General features: G+C 39.3%; 19 protein-coding genes and 1 pseudogene. 11 read left to right on the top strand and 9 right to left on the bottom strand.

What is annotated here, in order from left to right:
* Positions 1-140 precede the first annotated feature (140 nt).
* The 7 genes from galE to PSE69_RS18015 all read left to right on the top strand — a co-directional run bounded on the left by galE (position 141) and on the right by PSE69_RS18015 (position 8,757).
* The gene (galE, locus tag PSE69_RS18045; RefSeq protein ID WP_004921658.1) at positions 141-1,166 is read left to right on the top strand and encodes a UDP-glucose 4-epimerase GalE; all 1,026 of its coding nucleotides are present in this window, start codon (positions 141-143) and stop codon (positions 1,164-1,166) included.
* A 24-nt stretch (positions 1,167-1,190) separates the two neighbouring features.
* Complete coding sequence (locus PSE69_RS18040) at positions 1,191-2,243, top strand: UDP-glucose--hexose-1-phosphate uridylyltransferase (protein ID WP_004921656.1); 1,053 nt, start codon at positions 1,191-1,193, stop codon at positions 2,241-2,243.
* A gap of 78 nt (positions 2,244-2,321) precedes the next feature.
* Positions 2,322-3,482: a galactokinase gene (gene galK, locus PSE69_RS18035; RefSeq protein ID WP_392504923.1), complete on the top strand. Its 1,161-nt coding sequence runs from the start codon at positions 2,322-2,324 to the stop codon at positions 3,480-3,482.
* 19 nt (positions 3,483-3,501) lie between these two features.
* The gene (gene galM / locus PSE69_RS18030; protein ID WP_040133337.1) at positions 3,502-4,542 is read left to right on the top strand and encodes a galactose-1-epimerase; all 1,041 of its coding nucleotides are present in this window, start codon (positions 3,502-3,504) and stop codon (positions 4,540-4,542) included.
* 132 nt (positions 4,543-4,674) lie between these two features.
* Positions 4,675-5,682 carry a substrate-binding domain-containing protein gene (locus PSE69_RS18025; protein WP_004921645.1) on the top strand — a complete coding sequence of 336 codons (1,008 nt, stop codon included), beginning with the start codon at positions 4,675-4,677 and terminating at the stop codon, positions 5,680-5,682.
* A 253-nt stretch (positions 5,683-5,935) separates the two neighbouring features.
* Entirely contained in the window at positions 5,936-7,567 is a 1,632-nt protein-coding gene (locus tag PSE69_RS18020; RefSeq protein ID WP_040133336.1) for a sodium/sugar symporter, read from the top strand.
* Positions 7,568-7,797: 230 nt separating this feature from the next.
* Positions 7,798-8,757: a hypothetical protein gene (locus tag PSE69_RS18015; RefSeq protein WP_223854815.1), complete on the top strand. Its 960-nt coding sequence runs from the start codon at positions 7,798-7,800 to the stop codon at positions 8,755-8,757.
* Between the two features lie 505 nt (positions 8,758-9,262).
* Here the strand turns inward: PSE69_RS18015 and PSE69_RS18010 are convergent.
* From PSE69_RS18010 to prpB, 5 genes are all read right to left on the bottom strand, one after another.
* Positions 9,263-10,213, bottom strand: a complete 951-nt coding sequence (locus PSE69_RS18010; RefSeq protein WP_014656374.1) for an AEC family transporter — start codon at positions 10,211-10,213, stop codon at positions 9,263-9,265.
* Positions 10,214-10,277: 64 nt separating this feature from the next.
* Positions 10,278-11,909, bottom strand: a complete 1,632-nt coding sequence (gene mdlC / locus PSE69_RS18005; protein WP_014656373.1) for a benzoylformate decarboxylase — start codon at positions 11,907-11,909, stop codon at positions 10,278-10,280.
* Positions 11,910-12,904: 995 nt separating this feature from the next.
* Positions 12,905-14,353: a bifunctional 2-methylcitrate dehydratase/aconitate hydratase gene (locus PSE69_RS18000; RefSeq protein WP_004921626.1), complete on the bottom strand. Its 1,449-nt coding sequence runs from the start codon at positions 14,351-14,353 to the stop codon at positions 12,905-12,907.
* Between the two features lie 14 nt (positions 14,354-14,367).
* Positions 14,368-15,531, bottom strand: a complete 1,164-nt coding sequence (gene prpC, locus PSE69_RS17995) for a bifunctional 2-methylcitrate synthase/citrate synthase (RefSeq protein WP_036941124.1) — start codon at positions 15,529-15,531, stop codon at positions 14,368-14,370.
* Positions 15,532-15,577: 46 nt separating this feature from the next.
* Positions 15,578-16,462 carry a methylisocitrate lyase gene (gene prpB, locus PSE69_RS17990; RefSeq protein WP_040133335.1) on the bottom strand — a complete coding sequence of 295 codons (885 nt, stop codon included), beginning with the start codon at positions 16,460-16,462 and terminating at the stop codon, positions 15,578-15,580.
* Between the two features lie 255 nt (positions 16,463-16,717).
* Between prpB and prpR the strand changes: the two genes are divergently transcribed.
* Both prpR and PSE69_RS17980 read left to right on the top strand, forming a co-directional pair.
* A complete protein-coding gene (gene prpR / locus PSE69_RS17985) occupies positions 16,718-18,307 on the top strand; it encodes a propionate catabolism operon regulatory protein PrpR (protein ID WP_004921616.1) in 1,590 nt (529 codons plus the stop codon).
* A 653-nt stretch (positions 18,308-18,960) separates the two neighbouring features.
* On the top strand, positions 18,961-20,103 hold the full coding sequence (locus PSE69_RS17980; RefSeq protein ID WP_004921609.1) for an MFS transporter: 1,143 nt from the start codon (positions 18,961-18,963) through the stop codon (positions 20,101-20,103).
* Positions 20,104-20,170: 67 nt separating this feature from the next.
* Here PSE69_RS17980 and PSE69_RS17975 read toward each other — a convergent pair whose 3' ends face one another.
* On the bottom strand, positions 20,171-21,112 hold the full coding sequence (locus PSE69_RS17975; protein ID WP_060560891.1) for an ATP-grasp fold amidoligase family protein: 942 nt from the start codon (positions 21,110-21,112) through the stop codon (positions 20,171-20,173).
* Between the two features lie 409 nt (positions 21,113-21,521).
* Here PSE69_RS17975 and PSE69_RS17970 point away from each other — a divergent pair, with 409 nt between their 5' ends.
* Positions 21,522-22,415, top strand: coding sequence for a hypothetical protein (locus tag PSE69_RS17970; protein ID WP_072197204.1), 894 nt, complete (start codon positions 21,522-21,524; stop codon positions 22,413-22,415).
* Between the two features lie 143 nt (positions 22,416-22,558).
* Here the strand turns inward: PSE69_RS17970 and PSE69_RS17965 are convergent, their stop codons facing one another.
* Positions 22,559-23,035 (bottom strand): GNAT family N-acetyltransferase, encoded by a 477-nt coding sequence (locus tag PSE69_RS17965; RefSeq protein WP_004921602.1) that lies wholly within the window; start codon positions 23,033-23,035, stop codon positions 22,559-22,561.
* Between the two features lie 428 nt (positions 23,036-23,463).
* Between PSE69_RS17965 and PSE69_RS17960 the strand changes: the two genes are divergently transcribed.
* Positions 23,464-23,736 (top strand): hypothetical protein, encoded by a 273-nt coding sequence (locus PSE69_RS17960; RefSeq protein WP_230088951.1) that lies wholly within the window; start codon positions 23,464-23,466, stop codon positions 23,734-23,736.
* Positions 23,737-24,078: 342 nt separating this feature from the next.
* Here PSE69_RS17960 and PSE69_RS17955 read toward each other — a convergent pair whose 3' ends face one another.
* Both PSE69_RS17955 and PSE69_RS17950 read right to left on the bottom strand, forming a co-directional pair.
* Positions 24,079-24,708 (bottom strand): LysE family translocator, encoded by a 630-nt coding sequence (locus tag PSE69_RS17955; protein ID WP_004921590.1) that lies wholly within the window; start codon positions 24,706-24,708, stop codon positions 24,079-24,081.
* A 964-nt stretch (positions 24,709-25,672) separates the two neighbouring features.
* Positions 25,673-26,109, bottom strand: a pseudogene (locus PSE69_RS17950) (transposase); the annotation flags it as partial.

Genomic DNA, 26,109 nt, shown 5'->3' with positions numbered 1-26,109 from the left:
GCCTCTGAAAAGCCCCTTATTGAGGTTATTTGTGTAAACGTTTACACTATCGCGAGATAGATCACAGAATAAGGTATTAGCCCGTTGCTATACTTTGCAAAGTGAATTTTCATATCCTTAATAGAATCAAGGGGTAAACGATGCAGCCAACAAAAGTGCTTGTCACAGGGGGGATGGGGTATATTGGTAGCCATACGTGTGTGCAGATGATCCAAGCTGGGTTTGCTCCAATCATTATTGATAATTTGTGCAATGCGAAAGAGGAAGTGCTCAATCGTATTGAAAAGCTAACCGCAGTGCGCCCGCTTTTTTATCAAGGTGATATTCGTGACGAATCTCTGTTAAACCGTCTTTTCTCTGAACATAAAATCAGCGCAGTGATCCATTTTGCGGGGTTAAAAGCCGTTGGAGAGTCGGTAGAAAAACCACTCGAATATTATGATGTGAATGTTAATGGCACCTTGGTGCTAGCCAAATGTATGCAGCGTGCTGGCGTACATCGTATCATCTTTAGCTCCTCCGCGACTGTTTACGGTGAACCGGATACGGTGCCTATTACAGAAAACTTTCCAACTGGCAATACACAAAGCCCGTATGGCACAAGTAAATACATGGTTGAACGCTGTTTATCCGATTTGGTGATCGCCGAACCAAATTGGTCTGTGACCTTATTACGCTATTTCAATCCAGTTGGTGCCCATCCTTCAGGTTTGATGGGGGAAGATCCGCAAGGTATACCGAATAATCTAACGCCTTATATTGCTCAAGTCGCCGTTGGCAGACGAGAAAAATTGTCTATTTATGGAAACGATTACCCTACTGTTGATGGAACAGGTGTGCGTGATTATATCCATGTTATGGATTTAGCGGATGGGCATGTGGCTGCACTGAAAGTGGTTAGTCAGCAGGCAGGATTACATATTTACAACCTCGGTACGGGGAGAGGAACGAGTGTATTGGAAGTCCTACACGCATTTGAAAAAGCTGTCGGCAGGGAAATCCCATACGTTGTTGTGCCAAGAAGGGCCGGTGATATCGCCGAGTATTGGTCGACATCAGAAAAAGCACAGCGCGAACTTGGTTGGAAGGCAACTCGTACCATTGATGACATGGCTATGGATTCATGGCGCTGGCAGTCTCAAAACCCTAATGGCTATGAATCGTAATAGATACAGGAGAAATAGAACATCATGGATAAAATAGCGTTCAACCCATCAGATTGCCCGCATCGGCGTTATAACCCATTAACAGGACAATGGGTTTTGGTCTCACCTCATCGTGCTAAACGACCTTGGAGTGGGCAAGATGAGAAGGTGGAAGTGAAACAATTGCCTAAATACGATGGAAACTGTTTTTTATGCCCAACCAACCATCGCGTTTCTGGTGATATCAATCCTGATTATCAAGATACATATGTGTTTCAAAACGATTATTCTGCACTATTACCTAGGTCTTGTGCGCAGCCAAAAGAACAATCGCCTTTATTTAAAACACAAGCGGTCAGTGGCTTGAGCCGAGTGATCTGCTTTTCACCTGATCACAGTAAGACTTTACCTGAACTATCGACAGCTCAAATCGGCCGTGTAATTGAAACTTGGCAGCAGCAAATTGATGAACTCAGCCAACGGTTTTTATGGGTACAAGTTTTTGAAAATAAAGGTGAGGTGATGGGGTGCTCTCAGCCACACCCTCATGGGCAGATTTGGGCGAGTGATTTCTTGCCTAATGAAATTGCTCGTAAAGATGAGCACTTAAAACAGTATTACCAGCAGCAAGGAAGCAATTTACTGTTGGATTATGCACAGGCAGAGCTGAAAGATGGCTCTAGAACGGTAGTGGAAACAGCACATTGGCTTGCTGTTGTGCCTTATTGGGCGGCTTGGCCGTTTGAAACCATGCTAATGCCTAAAATACATATTCGGCGTATGAATGAAATGAGTGTAGAGATACGCGATGACCTTAGTGTTGCACTGAAAAAGCTCACCTGTCGTTATGACAATCTCTTTCATTGTGCATTCCCTTACTCGATGGGATGGCATTTCGCTCCATTTTTTAGTGATAACCGAGAGATTGAACACTGGCAGCTTCATGCTCTTTTTTATCCGCCTCTGTTGCGCTCAGCGACAATCAAAAAATTTATGGTTGGCTATGAAATGTTAGCTGAAACTCAACGTGATTTAACCCCTGAACAAGCAGCGGAAAGGTTACGGGGTGTCAGTGATATTCACTACAAGCAGCAGTAAATATTTAGAGCATACAACCAGCATGGCCGAGCCATTCCATTATTACCCAGATATTATCGAGAGGTTGCTATGAATAGCATCGAAATACTCCAACAAAAAGTGACAGAAGCCTTTATTAAGGGCTTTGATGCTCAGCCCGAGGTCTATGCGCAAGCGCCAGGACGTGTGAATATTATTGGTGAACACACCGATTATAATGATGGGTTTGTTTTACCTTGTGCAATTGATTATCAAACAATGACGGCAGCCAGAAAGCGCCCTGACCGTTTAATTCGCGTGATTGCAGCCGATTATGGCTATGATATTGATGAGTTTAGCCTTGATGAAGAGATCCTATTTTTGCCTGAAAAAATGTGGGCAAACTATATTCGGGGCGTCGTTAAATATTTATTAGCCAGAGGGTATCAATTTGGCGGATGTGAAATCGCGGTAAGTGGCAATGTACCTCAAGGGGCAGGACTTAGCTCGTCGGCTTCACTGGAAGTGGTGATTGGACAGACATTAAAGATATTGTATCAATTGGAGATTAGCCAACAAGACATCGCTTTGAATGGTCAGCAAGCTGAAAACCAATTTGTCGGTTGTAATTGTGGCATTATGGATCAGTTAATTTCTGCTTGCGGTGATGAGGGGCATGCACTATTAATCGATTGCCGTAGCCTAGAGTTAGCACCAATTCCAATTCCTGATGATCTTGTCGTCATGATCATCAATTCAAATAAAAAACGCGGATTAGTGGATAGTGAGTATAATATTCGACGTCAGCAATGTGAAACTGCGGCGAAACAATTCGGCGTGAAAGCTTTGCGGGATGTTACATTGGCACAATTCGCCCAAAAGCAGGGGGAATTGACACCTCTAGTGGCTAAACGCGCTAAGCATGTTATTAGCGAAAACGACAGAACACTTGCCGCCGCAAAAGCCTTAACTGAAAATAATCTTCCCCTATTGAGTATGCTGATGGAGCAGTCACATATTTCTATGCGGGATGATTTTGAAATTACCGTAAAAGAGATTGATACCTTAGTAGAAATTGTGAAAGCGGTTCTGGGGGATCAAGGCGGCGTGAGAATGACAGGCGGCGGTTTTGGTGGCTGCGTGGTGGCATTGATGAAACAGCAACTCGTTACTCCTGTCATTGATGCGGTTGAGCAAAAGTATCAAGCGCTGACAGGGCTGAAGGCCGATATTTATGTTTGCCAGCCTAGTGATGGTGCTGGGATCATGGCGAATGCATGAAAATTGTAGGGAGAAAAGAATGCAGTTATCGAAAGACCAAGGGTATGTGGCACGTGCATCTAAAGTGATTGCATTGACCAACAGACATGGCATGAAAATTTTATTGTCAACCTTGGGAGCAAGTTGGATAAGCTGCATATTACCCATGTCGGCAGGTAAACGTGATGTTTTACTCGGTTCACCGAATATGGCGGCCCAAATGGATCAAGGCGTTTATCTAGGTGCAACCGTTGGGCGAGTTGCGAACCGGATTGCACATGGCCGTTTTAATTTAGCAGGTCGTGAGTATCAGGTGACAAGTAATCAAGGTGAACACTGTTTACATGGCGGTCGGGATAATTTTAGTTATCGTGTTTGGAAGGTGACTCAAATTAACCCATATGAGGCAATTTTTTCGTTGGTTTCAGAAGATGGCGATCAGGGATTTCCTGGGGAATTACAAGCTGAAGTCCGCTATGTATTAACGGATGAAAATAAAGTCATTATCGACTATCGTACACAAGTGAGTGAGTTGTGCCCTGTAAATTTAACCAATCATGCTTATTTTAATTTAGCAGGGGAAGATTCGGCGAGAACGGCCTTAGAGCACGATTTACAACTAGCGGCCACCCATTATCTGCCTACCGATAAGGGGGGGATCCCAACAGGCGAATGGCGTGATGTTTCTGAGACGTTTTTCGATTTTCGTCGTAAAAAGCGTATAGGCTATGATTTTTTGCAAGACGATGATCAAAAAGCAGTTGGTGGTTATGATCATGCGATGATCTTGGCTCCAGAGCTTACGGATGGTGAGCAAACGGTCGCTTCACTCTTTTCACCAGAAGGTGATGTTCGAATGGATATCGCAACAACTTTGCCAGCAATGCAAGTTTATACAGGGAATTATTTGATTTCGGTTCCGGGAAAATCACGTCATTATACCCCGTTTTCAGGTGTGGCCTTTGAAACTCAGTTTCCACCGGATGCCGTTAACCACCCTGAATGGGGGGAGCAATACAGCGGTATTTCACAGCCAAATCAAATATATCACCAGAAAACGAGCTATCACTTTATTTTCTGAGAGTAACGCCGCCTCATGCGGCGTTTTTCGTATTACTATATTAAAAGTAGGGTCATCGTATCTATAATATACCCCATTGTTTTTTATACTAATGCATTGTTTAATGGCATCGACTGAACTTAGAGGTAAAAAATGGCAACGATCAAAGATGTAGCGAGAGAAGCGGGAGTGTCGGTGGCGACAGTTTCTCGAGTGATTAATCAATCACCGAAGGCAAGCAAAATGTCGATTGCTGCGGTTAAAAGTGCCATGAATAAACTCGGTTATCGTCCAAATGCAGCCGCTCGCGCATTGGTAAATCAAAGTTCTAACACCATTGGGGTATTGGTGAATGATGTCTCAGACCCTTTTTTTGGTACGATGGTCAAAGCGGTTGATGCGGTTGCCCACAAAAATGGTAAACACATTTTAATTTGTAATGGTTATCACACGGCGCAGGAAGAGCGCCAATCTATCGAATTGCTGATCAATAATCGCTGTGATGCCCTCGTTATTCACTCTAAAGCGTTGTCAGACGAAGAGCTGATAGAATTTGCCGAAGAAGTTCCTAGCATGGTATTGATTAATCGACGTATTGAGGCGATTGCTGATCGCTGTATTTCGTTGAATAACTACAAGGGTGCCTATCTTGCCACTGAGCACTTGATCCGCCAAGGCCATACTAAAATTGCTTATATTTCATCGGATCATAAAATAGAAGACGCTGAACAGCGGTTACTTGGCTATCGTGATGCATTGAAAAAACATGCAATTTCATTACCTGAAAGCTATATCGAATATGGCAAGCCTTATGGTGAGGGTGGTGAGCAGGCGATGACTAATCTATTGACTAAGTCCTTAGAGATCACCGCGGTTGTCGGGTATAACGATTTTATGGCCGCGGGGGCAATTGCAGTACTTGATGAAAATGATATTCATTCCCCAGAACAGGTATCCGTGATTGGTTTTGATGATGTACTGATTGCCCGTTATATTCACCCACGTTTAACAACCATTCGTTATCCCATCCAAATGATGGCTGAACGTGCCACTGAATTAGCGCTTGCTTTAGCACGTAATGAAAATATAGAGGCTGGTGGTTTAATCTATTCCCCTACACTGGTACAGCGTAATTCTGTACGTCCATTGAAAACCTCATGACTTTAATAATGTAAACGTTATCATATCTTTTGATGACGTTGACCCACCAGAGACATTTTTTCTCAAAAAATCCAAAATCGGACATTTTATGTACGTGAAATCGCCTTTAATGTGTTAAATAACATACAATTATTTGACATTTCGTTGATAAAATTAATCTATTATAAAAATCTGTGATTAATCTAACAGTGATATGCAATGGTAACGTTTACACTAATGGTGAATCATTTGGTGAAGGTGAAGGAACTTGATCATGCATACAGAAGGCGTTGGATTGAGCACGTTAGACTACGGGATATTTATCCTGTATGTGCTTATTATCATATCAGTCGGTTTATGGGTTTCTCGTAATAAAAAAGGCGAGAAAAAAGGCACGAAAGACTATTTCTTAGCAGGAAAAACATTACCGTGGTGGGCAATTGGCTCTTCATTAATAGCTGCAAACATCTCTGCCGAGCAGTTTATCGGTATGTCAGGTTCAGGGTTTTCTATCGGATTAGCGATTGCCTCTTATGAGTGGATGGCTGCGTTAACACTAATTATCGTTGCTAAATATTTCATGCCTATTTTTATCGATAAGGGTATTTTTACTATCCCTGAATTCGTTGAAAAACGGTTTAATCGTACGTTAAAAACGATTTTAGCAGTATTTTGGCTAGCTTTATTTGTCTTTGTTAACTTAACATCTGTTCTTTATTTAGGTGCGTTGGCTCTACAGACTATCCTTGGCATTCCAATGTCTTATGCAATATTGGGTTTGGCGCTGTTTGCTATTGCCTACTCTCTTTATGGTGGTCTATCGGCAGTGGCGTGGACCGATGTTGTTCAAGTCTTCTTCCTTATTTTGGGTGGCTTACTGACGGCTATCATGGCGGTGAGTTACATCGGTGGTGATGCAGGGATCATGGCAGGTATGAGCCGTATGGTTAGTGAAGCTCCCCAGCATTTTGAAATGATTTTAAGCCAAGATAACCCTCAGTTTAGCAATTTACCGGGTATTGCGGTGTTGATTGGTGGTTTGTGGATCGCTAACTTGTATTATTGGGGTTTCAACCAATATATTATCCAACGCGCTTTAGCGGCTAAATCTATCAATGAAGCACAAAAAGGTCTGGTTTTTGCTGCCTTCTTGAAATTAATTGTTCCTATCCTTGTTGTTGTTCCAGGGATTGCAGCGTATGTGATTGTCACTGATCCACAATTACTTGCGGGACTTGGTACAATGGCCCAAGAGCATATTCCAACGCTCGCACAGGCCGATAAAGCCTATCCATGGTTAACGCAATTCTTACCTGTCGGAGCGAAAGGGGTTGTATTTGCGGCATTGGCTGCTGCAATTGTTTCATCATTAGCGTCAATGTTGAACTCGGTCGCAACCATTTTCACGATGGATATCTATAAAGAGTATATTGCGCCTTCGACCAGCGATCATAAATTAGTTAATGTAGGTCGAGTCAGTGCGGTCGTGGCATTAATTATTGCCTGCTTTATTGCTCCATTACTGGGGAATATTGGCCAAGCTTTCCAATATATTCAGGAATATACAGGTTTAGTTAGCCCAGGTATTTTAGCCGTCTTCTTGTTAGGGTTGTTCTGGAAAAAAACGAATGCAAAAGGGGCAATTATTGGTGTGCTTCTTTCTATTCCGTTTGCATTATTCTTGAAGTTAATGCCTTTAGGTATGCCATTCCTTGACCAGATGATGTATACCTTCTTCTTTACTGCGGTAGTGATTGGGCTGATCAGCTTAACAACATCAAAAGAAGATGATAGCCAAGGTGCAATTATCCTGACATCAGAAACTTTTAAAACATCAACAGGCTTCAACGTTGCTTCTTATGCAATCATGATTATCTTGTGTGTACTGTATGCGCTGTTTTGGTAAGACATGGGCTTGATCAATAACGGGGACAGATGTCCCCGTTTTAGATCGAATAAATAAAGTTTTAGGTGTTGATTTATTATTTTATTGGGAAAGCAAAAGAATAATACACTAATAATTTGTCAATTATTGGAGGGTATTTCTGAATATTTTGTTTTAATATGTCATGAGTAAACGCGTTATATTGGCCAGTTTAATGAACATGTTATTACTCAGGGTAACAAGGAATGTATATGCGCCATTTATTAAAAATTGCAGTTTTGCTGACTACAACTCTACATTCGATATCAGTCAGTGCAAATGAATATGCTCAAGATGATGAAAGTTACCTTCAATTTCTGAATGAAGAAGTGTCATATTATTGTTATTCCGAGCTAGAAAATCTTATTCTTAGTTCAAATTATCCACCCGCCGTAAAATATAAAAAGTCTTCCGATAGAATCTCTATGGATGCCAGTTATCAAGACGAAAATATATTAGAAATAGGCATAATCGACAGTTGTAGCGATTATCTTCCGGGAGAGCAATTACAAAGGCCAATAGGTACTTTAAGTTATTTACTGAGATCAAATACGTTATGGACGACAGATAGCGATGGTCGGAAATTAAAGCAATTGGCGTTTGATAAAAAGTTAGGGGAGCAATATCAAAACTGCATTAAAAGAGAGCAGTTTTGCTCTCAACGGCGCGAGCAGATCGGCTCTGAATTTTTTTCACCTAAATCAGATACATGGGTGGTCGTTGGCGAAAAAAAAGCATATTTCCACTCCGCTCCAACACCAGAATGCAAGAGTAATATTAATTTTGTAATACCTAATGATAAGGTGAAGGTTTTTAATCAACTAGCTAACTCTATGATTGATGATGAGGAAAATGAATATGTCTTTGTAAGTTATGGTAGAGCGAGAGGTTGGTTAAATGTGGAATCCGTATCCAAGCCTGAGGATATCTATTATAAGCTTGAGGAGCCATCAAAAGGGAATTATAGAGTTAAAGAAAAACGCCTCTACTTTTATGAAGACCCAGCCTTAGCTTGCGAAAAACCTGGACAGCCTTATGTCATTGAAGGGGATTCAGTATGGCTATTTAGTGCGCAAGAGTTTCCCGGTTTTGCTTACGCAAGTTACACTAACCCTAATACTGGAACGTTCACAACAGGGTGGCTACGGATTAATGGGCTAGAGAAAGAATAGAGTCAGCCTATAGAAATTGAAATAATAAATGAATAGAGCCGTGGTAAATAGCGTTATATCTATTTAGCCACGGGTTAATATCTTAATGGGCATTTACTTTTTATCAGTATAAATCTGGCAGGGATAGTATTGGTAGAAAGAGTATTCACAACTTTTGTGAGTTTGACTTGTGCTAAATAATAATTCGCTTTTTCTTTATCCATAACAACGTCATATCCGTGATCATACATATAGGCTATATTTTTAAAGGCGGTGTTTTCGAGAGTATTTTACCAATGAAATAACGTATGGCTCCTTTTTGACTGTTGGATGAGCTTTATGCCGATGTAGGGAGTCACTTGAAAACGGTATTCGAAAATTTGCAGTGCCAGAGATGACGAGTAGAAACCGCAAAGCAGATGCAAATAACGACCATGGAAAGACTTTTAAGAGTATTGTCTGTAAGAGGAAAAATTGACATTCTGCCATGGTCGTTTAATTTCAATCGGTTTAGCGTTGAATTAACTTAACTTCCTGTAAACCAAATAAAGCCACCCATTGTAATAACTGATAAAATGGTACTCCAAAATAGTGTTGATGCCATTTCTTGCTCCCCTGTTTTATATTCCACCGCAAAAATAACCGCTATTGATGCTGTAGGGATAGCCAGTGTTACAGACACTAAGCCTCGCTCGACATGAGGTATATGTAACGCCATCATAATTACCAGTATAATTAAAGGTAATAGAATATTTTTACTCAGAACGTTTATGATAACAGATAGAGAAAAACTCACTTTTTGTGCATAGAGAACAGCGCCTACAGCAAATAATGCCACTCCACCAGTTGCTTGACCTAATAAAATAAATGAACCTTTTAAAAACTTAGGCATATCCAATCCAATCAGTAATAAAATAAAAGCTAGGATAGGTGCCCATACGACAGGTTGCATTAACGCATTTTTTATACTGTTAGCAACAATTGAAAATACACTTTTCTTATTTGTTGATGTGTTGTCAGAATCGCCACCAACTAAAAAGACTAATGCTAATGGAACCTGAATTAAATTCATTAATAAGCTACCGACGGCAATTGCAATATCAGCATCTGTAGTAAACAGAACGCCTAATACAGGAGTTCCAACAAAAGGTACAGCAGGACCGGCAATAGCAATGGAACGTAATGCGGCTAAACGAGCGCTAGATTTGAAGATGAAGCGGGAAATAAGGAAAACAGCAAGAAACCCCACCACCATGCCCACGAATATCCACAAGAAAACATCAACGTTATTGATTACTTCTGTTAATGGAGTACTTAATATTCCTGCAAATAGCAATAATGGTAAGGCATACAACATAACCATTTTATTTAATATAGTGGCTTGATCCTTATTGAAGTCATGTCGATACCCTGCAAAATATCCGAGTAAAAGAGTAACCACAATAGGCAGTAACGCTGTAATAATAGTATCTAACATTAGATAACCTCTTTTATACGCAAAAAAGGCGCAATAACACGCATTGCGCCTCAAGTTTATTTAATTACAACAAAGGAGGTGTCGTAGGAATAATAGGAACTTCAATCACGGTAGGAACTGAACGTGAAAATGCCACCTTACATATTTGGCTTATCTCATCTATTGTTTCAGCACGTACGCCAACACAACCATAACCTTTAGCTAAAGAAGTGATATCTATATCAGGCAAGTCAAGGCCCGGAACGCCTGGGGAATCTTCTAATTCAGCAAAGGATTTCAAGATCGCATATTCATAGTTTCGTGGTACAACAAACAATATAGGTAGCTTAAGTTGAGCAGCTGTCCATAGGCCTTGAATTGAATATTGCAAAGAACCATCACCGATAATGGCTAGAACAGGACGATTTCTACCGCTATCTCTTTCTGCTAATGCGATACCAATACTTGCGGGTAAATTCCAGCCAAGGCTTCCGCTTGCAAAAGTGTAGAAAGAGTCTGGCTTATCAATAGGCCATGCGGTATGCAATTCACCAAGATTAGAGGGTGATTCTTCGATTAATACAGTATTTTCGGGAGTAAACTCACGTAACCCTTGAAATAATTCTAATGCAGAAAGCTGTTGACCTTTATGTGGTAATGGCGGTGCTGCTGGGTGAGGTGACATTCTGTGATGTTGTTGCGGAACTTTAGGCGGTGTTATTGAGCGTTTTGGCACTAGATTGAGTAATGCTTCTAATGCTAACACCGGGCTAGATAACAAACTATCACCAACAGGAGCTCTTCCAGATTCATTAGGGTCATCAGTAATATGCAGTAATTTTAACCCCTCGGGAATATATTCGCCTTCCACATAAGGATAATAGCGAAATATCGGTGCGCCAATAACAATAGCGACATCATAGCCTTTCAATTTTTCTGATAACGGTTGAATAGCAAAAGGCAATCCGCCAGCATAAAGAGGATGGTTTTCAGGGAATGAGGGCACCTCTGACGCGGGGGCACTGAATACATGGCAATTCAATTTTTCTGCTAATTGAATCCCAATATCCCAGCCTTTCCCTCGAGCAATACCAGAACCATATATAAGTGCTGGATTTTTAGCCGTTGATAGCTTATCGGCAAATTGAGAAATCCGGATAGGGTCTGGCGCAAATTGTGATGCAACAGTGCGTACTACAGCATCACCTAATGCAGGTTTATCCCAATCATCTAGCGGAATGGATAGAAAGACAGGACCAGCAGGTGGTTGTAATGCCATTGCATAAGCGCGCATAAATGCAGCGGGTACATCTTCTGCTCTGACAGGTTCATAGCTCCATTTTATCCAAGGTTTAGGCAGTTCTGTTGGTGAAACGTTGGTTAACCAAGGTTCCATTAACAACATTTCACGAGTTTGGTTACCCGCAGTAATAATTAATGGTGTTTTATTCTGTGCCGCAGTCATAATATTACTCATTGAGTTACTTAGGCCTGCGGAGGTATGGACGTTGACGATAGCTGGTTTTCGAGTCGCCTGAGCATAGCCGTCGGCAGCACCAACCGCTGATGATTCGTGTAATGTTTGAATGTAACGAAAATCTTTAGGGAAATTTTTTAAAAAAGTCTCCTCTGTTGAGCCTGGGTTACCAAATAAAGTCGTTAGTTCAAGCTGACGTAATAAATCAAAGGTGACGTCACGGATAGTTTTTGTCTTCATATCGTACTAATTCCTTAAATCAATAAAAGTTAATATTGGTCATGCAGGTTCTAGCTAAATGAAAAACAACAATGGCATTTTGAAGAGTGTTAACTATCTAATTTCGTTTAGTTGCTTGATTATTTATCATAACACCAGTTATTTAAGATGTAATGAAGTTATAATATTTTAATATTAACTCTATTGATATTTATAAACATTAACGCAATCATTAATAGATTTGTTTTAGATTTAATAACTATTTAATTTTGATTATTATTTATTGAGTGGTTTTGTTTGATAAGGTGTAAAGATTAATTCAAGCAAACATAATGTTGCGTTTATTTTGTCTATTTATGATTGATTTTCTTATAGGCTAAGTTTATTTTTTTATATCTTATAAGGTGTTTTATCAGTTGGTTTTTTATTTAAGTAAACATTATCCATAAAATCAATCATTTGAATTTTAAGGTTTATTTCTATTATCTGTTCTGATTTTTTATTTTGATGAGTTTGTTAATAAAATCAATTACATTCGTTTAACTGTGCTATTTATGAATTTTAACTGTTTTTATCGGTGCTGAATCACTGATTCCTGTATATTGGGAATAATTAATTCTTTTTCCATCTAATGCATTAAGATAACGTAAATTAACATTAACTTTTAACAGATGAACCGATAATTGCTTTTGATGGATTAAAATAAAAATGGAGGTCGGCTTCGCTGATTTTGAGAAGTAATATTGGACTCACTGTTAAATGTGTACATATTGAATCAAAGGTAATTCATATGATAAAACCAGTATCAACCACAAAATTATCACAAGTATCTGCATAGGCAGTTGCAGAAGCTACGAGTATTAAAGTAACCATAGGAAATCGGTGCATAATATCCTTTTAGGTTTATTCAATAGAATTAAAACTAAAATCTATCGCTATTAAAGGGATATTTCATTTAAGAAAATTGGGGATGAGTCGATTATGGGGACAGGGGTCCCCATATTTGATCATAATGATTAAATAACAAACAAGTCCATAAACGCATTGACCGGCATCGCTTCAAGCAATGGCTTATCAAGTGATGCAGCAAGAATTCGTCTTTGTTGCGTTTCAGGGAACTGACGCGCTAGATTGGTCCTGTATTTCTTTAATAGTAGAGGGATCCCTTCTTTACGGCGACGTTTGTGGCCAACTGGGTATTCGATTAATACTTCATCAAGGCATTGACCATCTTTAAGCTTAATCGTTAACCCATTGGCGATAGAGCGCTTCTCAGGATCATGGTAATCCTGTGTGAAGCTAGGCTCTTCACGGCAAACTATTTTGCTACGTAAGTTATCAATACGTGGGTCATTAGCAATATTATCTTCATAGTCAGCAGCGGTTAAACGCCCAAAAATCAATGGGATCGCAACCATATATTGAATACAGTGGTCTCGGTCAGCTGGGTTATTAAGTGGCCCTTGTTTATCAATAATCCGTACACAAGCTTCATGGGTGCGTATCGATACGCTCTCAATATCATCAGCACTTTTACCAAGTGATTTTAATTGCTCATGCAGTTGTAATGCAGCTTCCACCGCAGTTTGTGCATGGAATTCAGCAGGGAACGAAATTTTAAACAGCACATTCTCCATAACATAAGAGCCATAGGGGCGTTGGAAACGGAAAGCTTGCCCATTAAACAGCGCATCATAGAAGCCCCATGTTTTTGCGGTTAGTGCGCTGGGATAGCCCATTTCACCTTTTTGTGCCATAAGAGCTAGCCGAACTGCTCGAGAGGTTGCATCCCCCGCAGCCCATGATTTACGCGAACCTGTATTTGGTGCATGTCGATAAGTACGTAAACTGTGGCCGTCAATCCAAGCGAGGGATACCGCATTTAATATCTCTTCGCGATTGAGTCCTAACATCTGTGCTACGACGGCGGTAGAGGCTACTTTGACTAAAATAACATGGTCAAGCCCTACCTTATTAAAGGCATTTTCTAAGGCGATACATCCTTGAATTTCATGTGCTTTGATCATAGCGGTGAGCACATGCCGAATTGTTAAAGGTGGTTTACCTTTTGCGAGCGCTTCTCGCGATAACCAATCCGCGACCGCGAGAATACCGCCTAAGTTATCAGAGGGATGGCCCCACTCAGCTGCAAGCCAAGTATCATTAAAATCTAACCAGCGGATCATGGTGCCAATATTGAAAGCGGCCTGTACAGGGTCGAGTTGAAATTGCGTGCCAGGTACTTTTGCGCCATTAGGCACGACCGTACCTGGAACGATAGGACCGAGCAATTTTTTACATGCAGGATACTCGAGCGACTCCATACCGCAACCAAGCGTGTCTAGAAAGCAATAATAGGCGGTGTCATAAGCTAAGTCAGAGACGATGGGATATTCGGTGACATAATCGACGATATCACTGATCACTTTATCGAATTCTTGCTGATTTAAGGTAGCTGTTGTCATTGATATGATCCTTATTAACGCTGTTCCATGCGAGTAAATAGTTTGTTTTCTGGGCCAATATAGTTAGCAGAAGGGCGAATAATTTTATTATCTTGGCGCTGCTCGATGATGTGTGCGGACCAACCTGCGGTTCGTGCCATAACAAACAGTGGGGTAAACATGGCGGTCGGAATTCCCATCAAATGATAAGTGACTGCGGAGAACCAATCTAAATTCGGGAACATATTTTTTTCACGCTTCATCACCGACTCTAAATGGTGTGCGATATCATAAAGTTGACGGTTTAAATTTTGCTCAGACAGTTGCAGTGCTACCGATTTAATAATGGGGTGACGGGGATCTGCAAGGGTATAAACGGGATGACCGAAGCCGATGATCACCTCTGATTTAGCGAGACGCGCCATAATATCGCGTTCCGCTTCCTCAATAGAGGCATAGCGTTGTTGTATCTCTAAAGAAACCTCATTTGCTCCACCATGCTTAGGCCCACGTAATGCTGCGATTGCTCCTGTTATTGCAGAGTAAAAATCGGTGCCTGTTCCGGCAATGACACGAGCAGCAAAAGTGGAGGCATTAAATTCATGTTCAGCGTAGAGAATAGAGGCTATGTGCATGAAACGTTCCCACTGCGCTGGTGGCTTCTTACCGTGTAAAAGATGCAGAAAATGTGCGCCAATCGACTCATCATCGGTTTCTGTTTCAATTCGGCGTCCATGATGGCTAAAGTGATACCAATACAGCAGCATGGAGCCGAGAGAGGCAAGTAACCTGTCAGCAATCTCTTTGGCTCCGGCTAATGTGTGCGCCTCTTTTTCAGGTAAAACACAACCCATGACAGAAACGCCTGTACGCATCACATCCATGGGATGGGCATTTGCAGGGATTGATTCTAAGGTTTGTTTTACACTGGCGGGTAAGCCCCTTAATGCCTTTAATTTTTCTTTATAAGCCGTTAATTCAGAGCTTGTGGGGAGCTTTTCATGAATGAGGAGGTAAGCAACCTCTTCAAATTCACACTGAGTAGCGAGATCGTGTATATCATAGCCTCGGTAGTGCAAATCATTGCCATTTTTACCGACAGTACAAAGTGCGGTATTCCCCGCCGCGATACCTGAAAGTGCAACGGATTTTTTGGGTTTAAATTGCGATGTGTTAGAAGTGTTCAGTTGTTCAGTCATCGGATCATCCTTTGTAGGGTTTACACAACGTGTTTTATTGAATTAATTATTTCTGTTGTGAAAATAAGGCATCTAATTTTTGTTCATAATCGTAATAGTTAATACTTTGGTACAACTCGTCACGGGTCTGCATGATTGGCACAACACTTTTTTGCGTACCCTCTTGACGTAAAGTGGTATAAACCTGCTCTGCGGCTTTATTCATTGCACGGAAAGCAGAAAGGGGATACAGCGCAATCGCAATGCCAACACTGCGTAACTCATCAAGGGTAAAGAGTGGGGTTTTCCCAAACTCAGTCAGATTGGCAAGGACAGGTACTTGAGTATGATTGACGAATTGTTGATACATGCTTAATTCGGTTATTGCCTCAGGGAAGAGCATATCAGCCCCCGCTTCGATATAGGCATGCGCTCTTTCTAGAGCGGCCTCTAACCCTTCAACAGCGAGAGCATCAGTCCGAGCCATGATCACAAAATTATCATCAACACGCGCATCGACCGCAGCTTTAATGCGATCAACCATCTCTTGTGTAGAGACTATTTCTTTGTTTGGTCGGTGACCACAACGCTTTGCTCCGACCTGATCTTCTAAATGTAGACCGGCTGCACCTGCTTTATAGATAGATTTCACTGTCCTAGCGACATTAAATGCGGAGGGGCCAAAACCAATATCGGCATCTACCATTAAAGGGAGATCACACACATCGGTGATGCGCCGAATATCAATTAAAACATCGTCTAAAGTGGAAATTCCTAAATCGGGTAAGCCTAAAGAGCCAGCCGCTACGCCACCACCAGAAAGATAAATGGCTTTGTAACCTGCACGCTGGGCAAGTAAGGCATGATTGGCATTGATCGTGCCAACTAGCTGTAGAGGTGTTTCACTATCCAATGCATTACGAAACGCTTGTCCGGCTGAAATAGATGACATAGAAAGCCTCATGTTATCAAAGTGCTAATAAAGTGTAGCTGAGTTTGTTTTAATTATGCGTAGCAAGTGCCGTGCCATAATCGCCGAATAATGGGATAATTATTTTATTTATTGAAAATCAATTAGATGTGAATAGTGTTGTTTTTGTGAGCTAACTTGGAGTTTTGTATAAAGCCATTGTGTTGTTTCAATGAAACAGTGCTAATGTCTATTGAAACATTATATGAAACGTAATTGGGTTTCAGGATCAAACTTATGCAAAAACCAATTATTTGGACAGTTTCTGTCTCTCGATTATTTACACTATTTCGTGATATCAGCCCAGAATTTAGCGCTCAAGCGGAGATAACACCACTCAATATGGGGTTTGAGCAGGCGGCAGAAGAGGTGCGTGAACGGCTCAAAACCGGGCATTGTGATGCAATAATTAGTGCTGGTTCAAATGGCGCTTACTTAAAAAGTCACGTATCGGTTCCGGTGATCATCGTTAAAGTCAGTGGGTTCGATGTGATGCAAGCGCTCGCGAAAGCACGTGAGATCAGTCATAAAGTTGGCATTATTAATTATCAAAAAATTATCCCTTCATTAGATGAGTTTCAAAGAAACTTTGGTTTGCGCATTGAACAACGTAGCTATATCACCGCAGAGGATGCAAGGGCGCAATTAAAGTCATTAAAAGCCATGGGGATCAATGTGGTTGTTGGTGCAGGGCTGATTATGGATCTTGCCCAAGAGTTGGGAATGACGGGGATCTTTATTTATTCAACCGAAACAATACGCCAAGCTTTTTACGATGCTATTGAATTAAGTCGCATTTCTTACGATCAAAAAACCACACCAATCGGTTATCAGCCAGAAAACACAACCAAAGTACGACATACAATCAATGACTTAATTGGTGCTTCCCCTTTAATGGAACGAGTACGCCAAGAGATTATGCTTTACGCGCGCTCTGAGGCAACAGTGTTAATTCAAGGGGAAAGTGGCACAGGAAAGGAAATGGTGGCGCAAGCTATCCATCATGAATATCGATTATTTAATCAGCATAAAAGAAAGGCACCTATGCCATTTGTTGCTGTCAACTGTGGTGCTATCCCTGAAAATTTATTAGAAGCAGAGCTATTTGGCTATGAAGAAGGAGCATTTACTGGCTCTCGGCGCGGAGGGCGAGCAGGTTTATTTGAAATGGCAAATGGCGGCACCTTATTTTTAGATGAAATAGGGGAAATGCCATTAGCGTTGCAAACTCGGTTGTTAAGGGTATTGGAAGAAATGACGGTGGTACGTATTGGCGGATATCGCCCATTACAGGTGAACGTCCGTGTCATTTGTGCGACCCACTGTGACCTTGATAATTGGGTAAAAGAAGGGCGTTTTAGAGCCGATTTATTTTATCGACTGGGTGTTTTACGCATGAAAGTACCTTCATTACATGAACGCGGAGAGGATATCTATATGCTAGCAGAGCGGCTACTAAAACTGGCATTTGCTGGCTTACAACAATCACTGCCCGCATTTAGAGTTCAGCAACTATTTAGTTGCCGTGATTTTTTTAAGCACTATTTATGGCCGGGTAACGTGCGTGAATTACGCAACTTAATGGAACGAGTGGCGTTATATTGCAGCGCATATCCAGATAAAGCGATTACGCAAACGATGTTGGTAAGTTTATCGCCTGAACGTGAAACGGTGACGGCGGATTTTACACAAGCTAAGCAAGTCGGTGCCTCACTTTCTGAGGTGATGGATTATTTTAAAGGGGATAGACAAGCCGTTGCACGTTATTTAGGAATAAGCCGCACAACATTATGGCGGAGATTAAAACAGGAAAACGAACAAAATTAATTCAAACGACGTTAATTGCCGATAAATACGATTTTCAATTATAAAAATGAATAAAAAAGATAATTAATCCTAGTAAGTATCTTTAATGATCAAATGGCGCAGCACAATATTGTAATAAAATATTTTTTAATAGATAACCAATAAAATTTATCAATACGATTGTGGTTAAAATTCAATCAATCAGTGCTATTGCTTTTATTGAAGGGCTTTCTTTTAATTCGTTGTTTTAAAAGGTATTTTTATTTTTATTGCCTTTGCGGCCAACAACACTTTCCCAAGAAAAATTGTGATTTTTCTCACATAAATATTTTTACTAGTGAGCATTAGTTTTTCTCATTTTAATTTACCCCATTAAAGTTCTATATTGCCGCCAAATTAGTCTTACCATTTTTATTTAAACACCTGCACTAGTCGCCGGACTGGGTATCTTTTGGGTACTCAATATTGCCGCGTGGCCCCCCGATGAATGCAGCGCAGAGACTCAAAATAATTCAATCTGTAGTTAGTTGGCCAAGTCTGAATGGTTAAGTGCATTAAGTAACAATGTGACTAGTGCGAATAAACCCAGTCAACAATGCTGTTATTTGAATGATGGCGAGTCATTATTTATTTTGTCAGTGGGAGAGTAGGTCGTGAAACAGGCCTCTACATTAATGCGCAAACAAGACAGTACATTTGTACCTGTCGCGGGCTTGACCATTTTTGCAATTGCTTCGGGGTATCTAATGAGCCTTATCCCATTATCAATGGGGGGCTTTAATATCGATACAAGTTATGCGGGCTGGTTAGCTAGTGCCTACTATATTGGTTTATTAATTGGGTCAATGATGATCGAACCTATTATTGCTAAAATAGGTCATCGTCTCTCATTTATTGCTTTTTTATTAATGTTGGCGGCAACCGTGGTTATTTTGCCGTGGACACCGAACATTTCTGCTTGGTTACCAAACCGTTTGATTGCGGGGATTGCCGTCGCTGGGATTTTCGTGGTTGTTGAATCGTGGCTCCTGATTGGTGACAGCCCTAAAGAGCGAGCGAAACGCCTCAGTTTTTATATGACATCTCTTTATGGTGGAACCACATTGGGGCAGTTGGCTATTGGTGTTATTGGCACTCAAGGCGCTTATCCATTTATGGTTGTGCTTGGGCTATTACTGCTTGCCGTTTTACCACCACTGTTATTTCGTCAGGGGCAACCAGCATGTGATTCGCATCAAAAACTATCATTGAAAAAAATTGCTCGTCTCAGTAAGCCTGCAATGATTGGTTGTATGACATCCGGAATTTTGATGGGAACAATTTATGGGTTAATGCCTTTATCATTAAAAAATGGCCCATTTAACACTCAACAAGTGGGTGTGTTGATGGCATCAATTATTCTAGGCGGTATGCTGATCCAGCCAGTCGTCAGTAAACTGTCAATTATGATGAGTAAAACGTTGCTGTTAGCGATGGTGTCGTTACTGGGGGTATTTGCAATGGGGATTATTTATATCTCTAACGATTACCTTGTGATGATAGTCGCATTGGCGCTGCTGGGGATGTCTTCGTTTGCACTATACCCAATTGCGATTACGTTGGCCTGTGACAATTTAGATTCTTCTTATATTGTTGCGGCAACTCAAGTTATGTTGTTTAGCTATAGTGTGGGATCTGCTGTGGGTCCATTAGTCGCTGGAACCTTCTTAGAGCAACATAATGGTTTGGTTAACTTCTTCTTTATTGTATTAACGGTTACAACAATTTATATGCTTATTGCCAGTGTGCGTCGTAAAGCGGGTGTATTGGCAAATTAACTATAAAGTTTAAGCCAAAAGCCGTGTTGTTCATTGAGTTAACACGGCTTTTATCGATTAAATAGGGCTATTTCTTTTTATTAAAAGAGATAGCCGCTAATGTTTCACCAACCTCAATATTACCTGTCGCCCCAACAATGCGTTGTTGCCACATTTCCCCTAGTCGAAAATCCCATGATAAAGGTTGAATGACTGTGCGTCCCGCATTTGGTGCAAATGTCAATTCGCTAAAATATAATGTGTCTTCTGACATCAAAAAATCAGCACGGCAATAGTCAAAAGGGCTGACAAGCCGCTGAGCCAACCTTAGCATCTCTTGGAATAACGGAGGCTCTGCAACGGGCTCTAACATATTCGGATAGCCAAATGTCACAGGTTGCAGCTGCCATTGCGTATCATAGATATTAATAAACTCATTACCCAACTCATCGCTATAGTCGATCTCTGCGTACATTGGTTTACCCGCAAAACAGTGGATACGACAGGTCTCGGGAATGAGCTTTCTATTTTTGTTTGCAAACAGATCAATATATGATTCACAAATTATTTTGGCTTTAATATTTTTATAATGCCGTTCACGCGTGATGTAATACAAATTTTTCATTAAGTGAAATGAAAGCTTGTCTTTCGCTTTTTGTAGATTAAATTGTGCTTTATTGACACAAATAACACTACTACCACTATCATGATTACATTTCAATACGAAACGTTCTGGTAATTTATCAATATTGATTTCATTAACGTCATTATAGGTGGCTAAAATTGGTACTAAATATTGTTCCCCAATTTTTCGAGAAACATATTCCCTGACTGCCAGTTTATCGGCTAATTGTGTATATAACGGATTTCGGTCATATATCATCCGATAATTGACTTTCTCATTAAAGCTTTTGGGAGTATCAAAATTAGGGATATAACCGATTTTTTTCCTAAACTTATTAGTGAGATAGAGCTTATCGCTGATAACTACCGAACGTAGTTTTTTGAGTAAATATTCGACTTTTTTCATATGAGTCGCCAACCATTCTTTATGTTATTTTTAATATTTTTTTACAATTTGAAATTGTTTGAAGATTATATTTCTTTAAACATAAATAGATATTAAATATGAGGGCTATTGTTAATAAATCTGCTTTTATAATTAATTTTTTCTTAAGGTTGCTTTTAATATAAACAAAAAATCAATAACCTTAACTCGTCTAAGGTATTACACCTAAGATTTATCCTTTTTTATATTAAAATTCATCGTTTTATTTTTATACTCAATAAGTTGATCCTAGAGATAAGTTATCGTATCACCCGTAACCCCGCTAAACCTTAAGAAATAATTTAATTCGAAACTATTAGTTAGCTAATCAATGATTAACCATCTATATTTAAAACGTAAAATTAATCAAATGTATGATGAGGTAACAGTGATGAAAACTAACGAATTTTCTCAGCCTTATTTATTGCTACTCGATATAATCAACCCTGCAATAATACAGTTTAATAAAACAACGAGGGAGGCTTATAACCTCGTTGAAGGGCTGGGTGGTACGCCTGATGGTATAGATGTTGATCCTGTAAGACGTTTGATTTACTGGAGTAATATGGGAGATGACTTTGATGCTGATGACGGCTCTATCAATGTGATGAATTTTGATGGAACAGCCAGAAAGATGCTGATAGGCAATGGTCAAACCAGAACGCCAAAACAGCTTCAACTTGAGCAACAATCACAACGATTATATTGGTGCGACCGAGAAGGAGGGAAAATTAGTTCATGCAAAACCGATGGATCCGATTTACAAACTCACGTTGAACGACCACGCAATAATCAAGGTAAAGTCGATATATTAGACCAATGTGTGGGAATTGCCCTCGATGTTGCAAATAATTGGCTCTATTGGACACAAAAAGGTACTGCAAAAGGTGGGCTAGGTCGTTTATTTCGAGTGCCATTACAGCCAAAAGCCAATTATCATCCATCCGATAGGAAAGATATTGAATTATTACTCGACAAGCTTCCCGAGCCTATTGACCTATTAATTGATGAAGAAAAGCAAATTCTGTATTGGACAGATAGGGGCGGGGAGCCAAATGGTAATAGCCTAAATTGTGCGGAAATGACGGAGCATGGGTTGGCTAATTATCGAGTGATTTGCCGAGGTTTTAACGAAACTATCGGCTTAACGTACGATAAAAGTGCTCAATTGATGTATATTGCCGATTTACTTGGCGGGGTTTATCAGGTCACTTTAGCAACTGGCAAAGTCGATAAACTACATCAAGGTAAAGGTTATACAGGTATAGCACAGTATGCGGGTTAGGTATGACCACTTTTATGCGTTTTTATATGGTATATAAAAATAAATTAAAGTATTTCTATATTGACTGATCCTCTTGTCCACCATTATTCACAATCAAGTTTATTTAATGGTGGGCGGAAAGAGAGATAAGGCCTGTCGAGCGACTATTTTGTTTTATGGTTATCAGTCGTCACCCATTTGGATAGAATAATTAAGCCTTCATGCACTGTAAAACCATTACGGCGATAATAACTTTCCGATGGAAAACCTTTCTCAGTATTTAGAATAATAGCGTTAAGATTGCATGTAACGCATTGCTGTTCGATATATTGCATAAATGCACTGCCTAGCCCTTTACCCTGAAAATCAGGATGAATAAATAGCTCATCAATATAGTATTCAACCCCTTGATTCCATGGTTTTTTAAAACCAAGGCAAGCACCAACAATGCGCTTTTCTACCTGTATAACATAACCCATAAAATAATTATTACCTAAATGATGGGTAATAAATTCAATTATGGGGTGATGTGATGGCCATTGTTCAAACCAAGGAGCAGAGCTGTAGGTTTCACAGTAAAGTTTTGCGCACTCTTCAACCATTTCGCTGGTTAAAGTAATAAAATTAGCAGGAGGGAGCATGTATATCATCACCTTATTATTTTTTATTGTAATAGTTTATCAACAGAGTCGCACTATTAATACGTTTTAAATGCTCTGTGAGTGATAATAAGAATGGTGTATTTTATACTGATTAATAGATCTGGCTATGTTAGTAATAATGGCAGAATGCGGGTGTATTCGAGTCGTTACATGAAATTAATTTTAATATGTGTATGGATATATAGCTAAAAAATAATTATTACTTTTGCCCATCATAGCCTATTGAAAATGAATATTCATTATTTTTAAAGTGAGTCTACAAACACGTTTCGAAGATAAAGATAATCAGTGAAGTTGTTGAAGGTCTATTTGTTATATGTGAATTATAATAATTTCTTTTAAATAGGTTTTTATTGCCTTATAGTTATTATTGAATTAGAGTTTGAATTAAACCAAAGGGGATGGATATGAAAAGATGGTTAGTGATACCAATGCTATTATCATTGAGTAGTACTGTATTAGGCGCTACAGATAGATATGATGATTATTTATCTAGAATAAATAGTATTTGTAAAAAACATCCTGAGCCAGCAAATTGTGAAGATGAGGTCAATATTCTTTTACAAAATGTGCTTATGAATGGTGACATACTCTCACGGTGTGAAAAAGAGGAAGAAACGGGAACAATGTCTACAGAATGTAAAAATTTCGCTGACTTTTGGATGTATTTGACCAAGTAATGATGTTTTTTAATGAGGAAAAGGCTTTAGCATACATTACATTTTTCGTAGTCTTAAGCCTGAGAGGGATAACATATTCTGGAAAATATTTAGAACATCAATACAAACCTGATAATTTTACTATACAGTAGATAAATATTGTGGCTTGATTATGAATTAAGGTTCTGGGTATTAATTAAAATTATAATGCGGTCTGATAAACGTTATTTTTAAAACTATCTGCTGAAGGTTAATTTCTGGAAATAATCCGATGCAGTAACTTGTTGCTTGAATGGTATTAAGATAAAAAGTCATCTTTAATTAAGTGATGACTTTTTATTTAATGAATTTTTAAATGTTGTATTATTTAGCCACTTTTTGAGAAATTAGAAGCCCAACGCCTGCACTAGCTAATAGACCAGAACAGGTGCGATTAAAAACCTTTTTAGCATTTGGTTTTCTTAGTAACTTCTTCATATGTAAACCTAACCATGCATAGAGCATGATTGCAATGAATTCAAGTAACAAAAATAAAGAGCCAAGTGCTAGAAATTGGGATTCAGTTGGTAGTTGTGGATTAACGAATTGAGGAAGAAAGGCTGTGAATATGAGTATCGCCTTTGGATTTCCCGCTGCGACCAAAAATTCTTGCCTTGCTAATTTTATTATCGAACTATTTTTCTTGGTTTCTTCAAATTTGAACTCATCAGTTGGAGAGTTCCATAATTGGTATGCAAGCCATAGAAGATAAGCAACGCCAGCAAATTTGATTATGCTGAAAATGACTTCTGATGTCTGCAAGACAACAGCTAAACCAAATGAAGCTAAAATAAGCATAATCACAAATGCGAACAACCTACCAATTCCCCCCGCACAGGAGTATGCAAAGCCATAGTATACTGCATTGTTAACAGAAAGCAGGTTATTAGGCCCAGGCGCTAGGTTCAAAGCAAAACAAGCAGGAATAAAAAGAAGTAAAGTTGAAAGTTCCATATCTGTCCAATAGTGTTTTTAATGTATGTTTGCATACCAATCATACATATAAGCAGAATAACAATCATCTTGAAAGTCGCCCAGTGCGGCTTTTTTGTATCTGTCGACCCAGAATGACACACAACACTTCACGTTCATATAAGAGCCTTAAGTCGGATTTTTATTAACTCTAATCATAAAAGATGACATCGATAAAGCATTTTTTCTAGATAAAAAGTCAAATGATGTCATTATGGTTGTTACTGAATCAGAAAAAATATCTAACATTAAAGATATTGTTGAAGACTGTGAGCTTTATATTGTTGTTACAGATGACAATGAAAATTCAGTATAATATAAATGTACGGATGATAAAGGTAATGAACAAAAGTAATGAACAAAAGTATAGTACAAGTGGAGAGCCTATTCAGTGATTCCATATGCGATTTATTTTATCTTAACCATATTGGGAATTGTTTTTTATTTTAAGATTAGAAATCAGTATTCCTCAAAGTTTAGGCCAACTAGCACGTTAATATATGTACGACGATTTTTAATCGTTTATTGTTATATTGTTGGCGCATATGGTATTTATCTAACAACAAAACAGAGTGAAGAGACGATTGTTAATTGGATGATGTTTGGTTATTCAGTCATTATTTTGTTATGCTATTTAAAAATGATATGGAAGCTAGAGTCTTTCCGTAGTAAACGGTAATCATCATGTCCTATTAGCCACTATAAGTTATTAGTGGCTCTCTTAAATTAATATTGATATCGTCCCATTCTGTACCGACCCTAACCCCTTTCCCTACAAAGTATTGTGATGACTTAAAACAACTTAAGGGGAGCAACTCACAATATTTAAACAGACATATTGGACATGAATGGTGATTTTTATTGGGATATTTAAAAATTGGAAAAAACAATAATTAGTTTTATTATTGAATTTGGTGACCGACTAGATGGTCATGTCCACTTCCCATTAATTGAGATACTTCAATTTAGAGTTTTCTAACTGTTTACGATATACCTCTGGAGGGAGGTGATTTAAGCTTTCGTGCGTTCGATTTTGGTTATAATCTTATTGCCAAAACCACACCATTTCACGTACTTGGCTTAATGACTCAAATAAATATGCATTTAAAAATTCACGGCGGAATGAGCCATTAAAACGTTCGATAAAACCGTTTTGTTGAGGTTTACCGGGTTGAATATGACATAGCTCAATTCGATTATTTTTACAATAATTCAATAGATTAGCTGAAATAAGTTCAGGCCCATTATCCACTCGAATTTGTTTCGGCAATCCTCTATCGATTTTCAAGCGTTCTAGTACTCTAATGACTCGTTCAGCAGGCAATGACGTATCAACTTCAATTGCCAGGCACTCACGTGTCCCCTCATCAATAATATTCAATA

It is taken from the genome of Providencia sp. PROV122, from assembly GCF_028482365.1.
GTDB classification, from domain to species: Bacteria; Pseudomonadota; Gammaproteobacteria; order Enterobacterales; family Enterobacteriaceae; genus Providencia; species Providencia stuartii.
Note: the sequence above shows the minus strand (reverse complement) of the source record. Positions and strands in the feature narration are given on the sequence as shown.